This window comes from Pseudomonas sp. CJQ_9 (assembly GCF_043106615.1).
GTDB lineage: Bacteria > Pseudomonadota > Gammaproteobacteria > Pseudomonadales > Pseudomonadaceae > Aquipseudomonas > Aquipseudomonas juntendi.
Map to the genome: position 1 here is coordinate 57,040 of NZ_JBICMS010000002.1, position 9,380 is coordinate 66,419.

General features: G+C 65.5%; 3 protein-coding genes. All 3 read right to left on the minus strand.

Annotated features, from left to right (window positions below):
- Position 1: 1 nt before the first annotated feature.
- The 3 genes from recD to recC are packed head-to-tail and all read right to left on the minus strand — an operon-like array spanning position 2 to position 9,227.
- Positions 2-2,077, minus strand: a complete 2,076-nt coding sequence (recD, locus tag ACF8SD_RS00855; protein WP_173891081.1) for an exodeoxyribonuclease V subunit alpha — start codon at positions 2,075-2,077, stop codon at positions 2-4.
- Complete coding sequence (gene recB, locus ACF8SD_RS00860; protein WP_392483596.1) at positions 2,074-5,748, minus strand: exodeoxyribonuclease V subunit beta; 3,675 nt, start codon at positions 5,746-5,748, stop codon at positions 2,074-2,076. Before recB ends, recD begins: the two co-directional genes overlap by 4 nt.
- Positions 5,745-9,227, minus strand: coding sequence for an exodeoxyribonuclease V subunit gamma (gene recC, locus ACF8SD_RS00865; protein ID WP_392483595.1), 3,483 nt, complete (start codon positions 9,225-9,227; stop codon positions 5,745-5,747). The genes recB and recC overlap by 4 nt, the downstream gene beginning before the upstream one ends.
- Between the last annotated feature and the right edge of the window lie 153 nt (positions 9,228-9,380).

The following is a 9,380-nucleotide window of genomic DNA, read 5'->3' on the forward strand; positions in this document are numbered from 1 at the left end:
GTCAGACTTGCTCCAGCATCAAGCCGGAAATGCGCATTACCTTGCGTGCCACCGCCTCCTCGAAAATGCCCTGGCGCGGCTCGACCAGGCTGAAACAGTGCTTGGCGCGGGTGATCCCGGTATAGACCAGCTCCTTGGTCAGCACCGGGTTCAGTGTGTCGGGCAGTACCAGTGCGGTGTGGCCGAACTCCGAACCCTGGGATTTGTGCACCGTCATGGCAAATACCGTTTCCACTTCATTCAGGCGGCTGGGCAGGACAAAACGCACGCCGCCGCTGCCGTCATTACGCGGGAAGGCCACCCGCAGCAGCGGCTCGCCGCGCTCGTCCGGCAAACGCAGGGCAATGCCGATGTCGCCGTTCATCAGGCCCAAGCCGTAGTCGTTGCGGGTGACCAGCACCGGGCGCCCTTCGTACCAAGGCTGCTGGCTGTCGATCAGGCCGGCGCCGTGCAGCACCCGCGCCACCCGCTCGTTGAGCCCTTCGACGCCCCAGGCACCCCGGCGTACCGCACACAGCAACTGGAAGGCCTCGAAACTGTGCAACACCTTGCCTGCCCACTGCTCCCAGGCGGGGTCGTCGAACGGGGTATCCAGCAGTGGCCGATAGCGCCCAAGGGTACGCAAATAACTGCGGTACCCTTGTGGCCCTTCACTGCCCTGGTTCAAGCCATCGAGCAGCAGGCGGTCGAAGGCGCGGTCCTGCTCGTGCCTGAGCACCAGGCTGTGCACATCAGCCGGTGGCATGGCCAGCAGGTTGCGCGCCGCATGGGCGTCCTGCCGGTTGACCAGCCGCGCCAGCTGGCCAATGCCGCTGCCTTCGCCAAAGCGCCGCGAAAAGCGCAGCATCACCACTTGCTGGGCCAGCGGGTTGCGCTGTTCATCGCCAACCTTGAGGCCACTGTCAGCCAGCGATTCGCCACTGACCTGTTCGAGCCAGCTGGCGGTGGCCGGCGCGTAGTAACCTTCTTCGGCGTCCCGGCACAAGTCACCCAGCACGGCACCGGCCTCGACCGAGGCCAGCTGGTCCTTGTCACCCAGCAATACCAGGCGTGCCCGCGCAGGCAAGGCGTCGAGCAGGTTGGCCATCATCTCCAGGTCGATCATCGAGGCTTCGTCGACCACCAGCACATCCAGCGGCAACGGGTTGCCCGCATGGTGGCGGAAGTGCCGCGAACCTGGGCGGCTACCGAGCAGGCGGTGCACGGTGCTGACGTCGGTCGGCACCTGCTCGCGTACCTGGGCACTGACCTGCAGGCGCTCGACCTGCTGGCCAATGGACTCGGTCAGGCGCGCAGCGGCCTTGCCGGTAGGTGCCGCCAGGCGGATACGCAATGGCCTGCCCTGCTCCACCGCCGGCGCTTGCAACAACGCCAGCAGGCGCACCACCGTGGTGGTCTTGCCCGTACCGGGGCCGCCGGTGATGATGCTGAAGCCGGCGCGGGTGGCCAGGGCGCAGGCGAGCTTCTGCCAATCCACCTGGCCTGCCGGGGCGCCACCCTCGAACAACTGCGCCAAGCGTTGTGGCAAGTCCGCCGGCGGTGCTTCAGCCTGGCTAAGGCGCAGGCGCAAAGTGTGGTCGATACGCCGCTCGTAGCTCCAGTAACGGCGCAGGTACAGGCGCTGGCCGCTGAGCACCAGGGGGCGCGCCTGCTGGCCCGGGGCGTCGCCAGCGGCCACCAGCGGGCTGGCTACGATGCGTTGGCGCCAGGCCTGCAAGTCGAGGTTGGCCAACAACTGCGAAGGCAACAGCAAGGGGCCGGTCAGTGCGTCGCCCTCTGGCGGCAACGACAGGGCAAAGTCGGGCTCGGCCAGGGTTTGCTGCAGGTCGAGGCAGACGTGGCCGTGGCCCAGTTGATGGCTGGCCAACGCTGCGGCAAGCAGCAGCAAGGGGTCACTGCCTGGGGCCCGCTCTTCCAGAAATGACACGAACGCACGGTCCAGCGGCCGTAGCCAGCCGCGCTCGACCCAGCGGTCGAGCAGTTGCAGCAGGTCACCGCTGTCAGTTTGCGGCGCCAGCGCCAGCAGGTACTCGGCGTGCAATGGGGTGGGCAACAGGTCGACAAGGTTGCGGCTCATGGCATGGCTCCGGCAAACAGGTCCTGCTGGGTGGGCGGGTGCTCGCCACGGAACAGCGCGTCCAGGCTTTCAATCAATTCACGCGGTGGCTTGGTGAAGTAAACGCCGTGCCCACTGCTGCTGGCACCCCGCAGGAAGATGAACAAGGCACCGCCCACGTGGCGGTCATAATCGTAATCCGGCAGCCGCGCGCGCAGTTGCCGGTGCAGGGCCAGCAGGTACAACACGTACTGCAGGTCGTAGCGGTGTTCGAGGATGGCTTTCTCCATGGCCAGGGCATCGTAGGCCTGGGTATCCGGGCCGAGCCAGTTGGATTTGTAGTCGGTCACGTAATAGCGGCCGTCCAGCTCGAATGCCAGGTCGATGAACCCTTTGAACATGCCATTGAGCAGCGTCGGCTGCGCCGCCGGGCGCGCCAGGCCGGGGTGGGTGTGGCGTGCTACCAGACGATCCAGCTGCTCGGCGTCGACGCGCTGGCTGGCGAACCAGAACTCCATTTCGATCTGGTAAGTGCACAGCTCCCCGAGCGTCACGCTCTGCCCACTGCCGGGCAACGGCAAGGCCTCGCTCAGCAAGCGCTGCATCCACTGGCTGAGGGTGGGGATCCAACCCGTCCAGTCTCGGCGGTTGCAGCGCTGGCCAACGGTTCGCTCGATCAACTGCGGGTTACGGCTTACCAGGCTAAAGCCTTCGCGGCCTGCCCACTCCAGCAGACCGTGCAGGAAGGTGCCGGGGTTCGGCCCCCTCGGGAAGCGGTGGATATCACCGCTGTCGGCCGGGACTTCACGCAGCACCTGCACATCGACGACTTCGTCATCCTGCAGTTGCTGGGCCTGCGAGCTGTCGGCACCGAGGGTTTGGTCACCCACGCGCAGGGCGCTGTAGGACGCGATCCACCAGTGCTCAGCGGCGGCCCGGCGTGGCTTGCGTGCCGGCAGTAATTCACGCGCGGCATGGGGCATGCGATACACCTGCGGCTGGGCCGGCGGCAGGCCTGTGCAGGCGATGTGCGGGCAACGCGCGGCCAGGGCCTGCAACCAGTCGGCCAACTGCGCCGAACTGGCCAGGGCAAGGCCGCCACCCAGCAGATACCCCAACGCCGAGCGGTGCAACTGCGACGTTTTCTGGTTGCCGCGCTTGAGGTCGGCGACACCCAGCCAGCAGGCATGCTGGGCACGGGTAAGGGCCACATACAGCAGGCGCAGGTCTTCGGCCAGGCGCTCATCGTCGGCGCGTTCGATCTGCTCCTGGTCTGGGGTCAGGGTAAGGTGGGCGTGGCCTTCAGGGTCGTGCCAGGCCAGCGGCAGCCGGCTACCGTCCACAGGTTTGCTGGTGCAGATGAACGGCAGGTAGACCAGCGGATACTCCAGGCCCTTGGACTTGTGGATGGTCACCACCTTGACCAGCTGTTCGTCGCTTTCCAGGCGCAGAATCTGGTCCTCGCCAGCCTGGCCAGAACTGGCCAAGTGCTCAGCCAGGTGGCGAATCAGCGCCTGTTCGCCATCCAGTTCGCCAGCTGCCTGCTGCAGCAACTCGGCCAGGTGCAGCAGGTTGGTCAGCACCCGTTCGCCATCGCTGCGGCGGATCAGCGTGCGCGGCAGCTGGAAGTCATGCAGCAGGTGGCGCAGCATCGGCAGTACGCCCTGGCGCTGCCAGGTTTCGCGGTAGTAGCGGAACCGCATGACCCAGCCCTCCCAGACCCGCTCGTCCTGGTTCAAGCGGTCCAGTGCGGGCAACGACAGGCCTAAGGTAAGGCTGGCCAGGGCCGCCTTGAGCAGGCGCTCCGAATCGGGCTCGGCGCAGGCCTTGAGCCAGGCCAGCAGGTCATGGGCTTCCTGGGCAGCGAACACCGAGTCCTTGTCGGACAGGTACACACTGCGTACATCGCGTGCGGCCAGCTCGGCGCGCACCAGCTGCGCTTCGTGGCCATCACGCACCAGAATGGCGATGTCTGACGGCAGGCAGGGGCGCAGTTCGCCTTCGGCATTGCGCAAACCAGCCGTGCCTTGCTGGCCGCCATTGAGCAAATCGACAATGTGGCTGGCGCAACTGGCGGCCAGTTGCTGGCGGTAGACACTGCCGGATACCGGCTCTTCGCTCTGCAGCTGCCAGCATTGCAGGGCAGCGCTGGCTTCGCCGTTGATCACCAGCTGTTCGCTGCGGCCTTTGGCGCGCACCTCGATGAACGGCAACGGGTTGTCATCGGCACTGCGGAACAGGAACGCCCCGCGCCCTCCCTGACGTGCCTCGGCCTGGAGGAACACCTGGTTGACCGCCGCCACCATGGCCTTGCTGGAGCGGTAGTTGGTGTCCAGGCTGTGCAGCCGACCGCTGGTGGCCCGCCGTGCGGCGAGGTAGGTGTAAATGTCGGCACCGCGGAAGGCGTAGATCGCCTGCTTCGGGTCACCAATCATGAACAGGCCGGTGTCCGGGCGATTTTCGCTGATCTGGTAGATACGCTCGAAAATGCCGAACTGCACCGGGTCGGTGTCCTGGAACTCGTCGATCAGGGCCACCGGGAACTGCTCACGAATCAGCCCGGCCAGGCGCTCGCCGGCTTCACTGGCCAGTGCGTGCTGCAAGCGCACCAGCATATCGTCGAAGCCCATTTCTGCCCGCCGGCGCTTCTCCACTTCAAACCGTGCCGAGACCCAATGGGCGGCATGCTCGAGCAGGGGGGCATCCGGGCTGTCCAGGGCTTGCAGGTGTTGCGCCAGGGTCTGCATGGCAGCCAGGCCCGGGTGCGCGGGTGGCTCGCCCTTCCAGGCCTCGGCCATGCCGGCCGGGGTCAGGCGCGTGAAGCCAGTACCCAGGTCGAGCTCCACCTGCTGTTCGTCCGCAGCCCACGCATGAAGCTTGTCGAACCAGGGTTCGAAATAGCGCGCCTGCATCTTGCGACCGTCGACCTGCTTGGCCGCCAGGGCATCGCGGCAGATCTGCCGCAGCTCTTCGGCCCACTGTAGCCAAGGCGCCTTGAGCCGGGCCAACTGTTCGCTGCGCTGCTGCAGCGATGCTTCGATCAGTGCCGCCGGTTCGGCGCCGTGCTGCTCGGCCCGCACCCGGCCGAACAAGGGGCGAATGCGCGGGAGCAAGGCGTCGGGGCTGACCCAATGGCTACGCACCCACGCCAGCGCTTGGCCTTGCATGCTGTAGCAGAAGCGCCGCCAGTAATCGCGCATAACCTGGCCCAGCAGCTCGCTGTGGTCGGTTTCCAGGGTCTGGGTGAACAGGCTGCCGCTGTCGAAAGCGTGCTCGCGCAGCATGCGCTGGCACCAGCCGTGAATGGTCGATACCGCTGCTTCGTCCATCCACTGCACCGCAATTTCCAGGCGCCCGGCACAGCGCGGCCACGCCTCTTGCGGGTAGTCGTCACGCAGTTGGTGCAGCAAAGGGTCGGCGCCCTCCAGCTCGCCACGGAAGAAGCGTGCAGCTTCTGCCAGGCGCGCACGGATACGCTCGCGCAACTCCTTGGTGGCGGCGTCGGTGAAGGTCACCACCAGAATCTGCGGTGGCAGCAGTTCGCGTGCAAAACCCTGCTCGCCGCCATGCCCGAGGATCAGGCGCAGGTACAGGGCGGAAATGGTGAAGGTCTTGCCGGTGCCGGCACTGGCCTCGATCAGCTGGCTGCCATGCAAGGGGAAACTCAACGCCAAGGGGCGGGCCTGGGTCATGCGCCTTTCTCCGGGTTGCCCAGGGTCTGCCAGGGTGCGGTGAACAATGGGCGGTACAAGGTTTCGCACCAGCCTTCAAAGGTTTCGTCGGCGGTGAGTGCGGCGAAATCAGGGAACTGCCGAGCCAAGGCAGTGCTTTCACTGCGCTCGCCGAAACTGCTGCGTTCATCGCCCTCGTAGGCGCGGGCCGCAGCGGCCAGGGCTTTGTCGGCATCGTCGTGGGCCAGCCAGGCAAAAGCGGTTTTGGCGGCAACCGACAGGGGCGCGTTCATCGCGGCCTGGCGCGCCACCAACAGGTCGCCCAACAGTTGCCCGGCGGCGCCTTGCGGGAGCGGTGCCAGCAACAGGGTCAGGTCGCTGGCGACCAGGGCGCTATGGTACGCGTAACCTGCGGCACAGGCCGCCAGGTGGGTGACCCAGGGCGCGATCAGGCGGTGCCACTTCAAGTTGTTGCGCCCGGCACTGATGGTGTTGGGCACGGTGGTAATACTCAGAAGGCTTTGCTCGTCGGCCTGGAATACCCGCCCCAGCCAGCCTTCGAGACGGTGCCGGCCGTGCTCGAAATGCACGGGCAAAGCGCCCTCGACCAAGCGCGGCCAGCGTTGCAGCAACTGCTGGTGGCGTTGCAGCAGGTCGGGTAACGGCTCGATCAACTCGCTTTGCAGCAGCTCGCCGAACCCAGCCAGCGGCAGCACACCGCAAGCCTGCAAACGCCGGGCCTGGGCCTGCAGGGCCTGCTCGGCGTTGCCCGGTGCGGCCAAGGCGACACCGAGCAGGCTTTCACTGGCGCCGTAGCGCTGCAGGGTGTCGAGGGTGAAGGGTTCTTCGTCCGGGGTCGGCGCTTCCAGCGCTTCGAAGTACACCTTCAGGCGCTGACTGAAGAAATGCCGAACTGGATGGCGCAGGAAGTCACTCAGCTGGGTCAGGGTAAGCGCTTCATCATCCTGATAGGGCGCCAGGGCTGGTTCGCCCTGCGGGTCGCACTCGTTCTGCTGGTGCAACACTTGCCATTCGTGGGCATAGCTGAACAGCGGGCTGCCCTTCTGGAAGTAGCGCGGGCTGAACGGTTGCAGCGGGTGCTCTTGGGTCAGTGCGTGCAGCAACTGCTCGCCCGCCTGCGTCGCCTGGCCCTGCTGTGCGCCGTTCAGCTGCCAACCCGCCGCAAGGTGGTCGCGCAATTGCCCGATCAACACCGAGGCCGGGCGTTCGCTGTTGTCACGGATACTGCGCCCGACCCAGCTGACGTACAGCTGGTCCCGTGCCGACAGCAGCGCTTCGAGCAGCAGATAACGGTCGTCCTCACGGCGTGAGCGGTCACCGGGGCGGTAGTCGCTGGCCATCAGGTCGAAGTCCAGTGGCTGCTGGGCGCGCGGGTAATCACCATCGTTCATGCCCAGCAGGCACACCACCCGAAATGGGATCGCGCGCATGGGCATGAGCGTGCAGAAATTCACCGAGCCCGCCAGGAAACGTTGTGACAGCTTGCCTTGGTCCAGCCCCGACAGCCAGGCCTCGCGCACCACGGTCAATGGCAGAGGGTCCTGCAGGCCGACCGTTTCGCATACTTCAAGCCAGCTATCGCGCAGATCCTGCAACTGGATCAGCAGGAATTCGTCGTGCTCGTCCTCGGCCAGGAAGAACACATGCAACAGGGCATGCAGGCGCTCGCCCCACTGGCTGACGGTGGCCGGTTCGGCCAGGGCCTGGCAGGCGACATCCAGTGCGTCGAGCAGGGCCACCAGCGGGCCGATCAGGGCTGCGTCCAGACCACCGATTTCATCGTACGGCTCAATACCGTCACACGCTTCGCCCACGCCTACGGCATACCCTAACAGCATGCGACGCAAACCGAAGCGCCAGGTGTTCTGTTCAAGCCCGGCGGGCAGGCCAAGGCTGGCTCGCTGCTCGGCATCGAGGCCCCAGCGAATGCCTGCGCCTTCGATCCAGCGGTGCAGGGTAGGCAAGTCGTTTTCGCGGATACCAAACCGGGCTCTTACCGCGGGGACATCCAACAGGTCGAGCACTTCGCTGACGGCGAAACGGCTGTCCGGCAGTTTGAGCAGGTGTTCCAGCGCAATCAGCAGAGGCTCCCGGCCACGCTGCCCTTGGTCGGTCAGGGTGAACGGTATGTAACGGGGGTCATTGCGCTGCAGTTGGCCGAAAACGGCGCGGATGTGCGGCGCGTAAGTATCGATGGCCGGCAGCATGACGATGACATCACGCGGGCGCAATGTGGGGTCGGCACTGAAGCGGGCCAACAGCTGGTCGTGGAGAATCTCTACTTCGCGCTGGGGGCTGTGGGCAATGTGAAAACGGATCGAGCGGTCGTTGGCGGGATCGACTGGCGGCCACAGCGCGCGCGTTTCTGCCAGCGGGCGCAGTTCGAGAATGTCGTCCTGCAATTGGCTGAGCAGCGTGGCGGGTGAACCGTCGCTGAACAGGTCGATGCGACCATCGCTGAACACGCCTTGGTAGCTACCCGGGTCGTCGTAGCTGTCGAGCAAGTTGATGTAGTCTCGGCCTTGCTTGCCCCAAGCAGCCAGTAATGGGTGTGCGTGCTGGTGCAGGGACTGGTCGTCGAGCTGCAAGGGCATGCCTTGTTTGCGCTGCTGACGCTTGTATTGGTGGCGCAGCAGGTCTTTGTCGGCAACGATGTCCGCCCAGTGGTGGCGACAAGGGTTGTGCACGCACAACAACACCTGGCTGAAGCGTGCGAGGCCGGCTAATGCCTCCAAGGCCTGGGCCGGCAGCGATGAAATGCCGAACACGATCACCCGCGAGGGTAACCCGGGGGGAGCCTGTTCCAGGCTATTGATACGTTCGATGAAGCGCTGGTGCACGCCGGCCCGGCTTTGCGCCATACCTTTTTCTCCGACGTCTTCCAGCAAGGCCTTCCACAGCTCGGCCTGCCAGCGGTTAGCCGGGGGCAGTGCCTTACGTTCGCCACGGGCGGTGTTCAGCACGTGCTCACCTGCTGCCCAGTCCCTGAGCCAGTCGGCCCGGTAGACCTGATACTGGTCGAACAGATCGGCCAGGCGCTCGGACAGCTGGTAGCGCTTGCGCAGGTCACCGTCGTCCATCAGGAAGCGGCGCAACGGCTCGAAATGCGGGCGCTCGATCAGCGCCGGTAGCAGACGCATCAGGCGCCAGGTCAGCGGCGCTTTGTCGAGCAGGGACACCTCGGGAATTTCATCGCGCCCCAGCACGCTGCGGTACAACTGCCACATGAAGCTGCCGGGCAGTTGAACCTCAATTGCAGCGGCGATGCCGCAGCCACCTTGGTCGTCCTCCAGCGGGTCTTCCGCCAAAGCCAGCTTGAGCCATTGAGCGATACCGTTACTCTGCACCAAGGCGATTTCGTTTTCCAACGGTGCCAGCGGGTAGCGACGCATCCAGCTCACCACAAGGCTGCGCAGATCGTCGAGGCGGTTGCCGTGGACGATCATGAAGCCGGGGTGCAGATGGGTGGTGTGGGGCATCGGAAACTCTCTGGCAGGTGCTGAGGTTGATGGAGGGAAACGATATCACGCGTGATGCGTTCTCTGTGGGGCATGGCACGGGCTGCGCCGGTGTTCGCGGGCACGCCCGCTCCCACAGGGATTGTTGTGAGGCCAGGGGACTTTTGGGGAGCA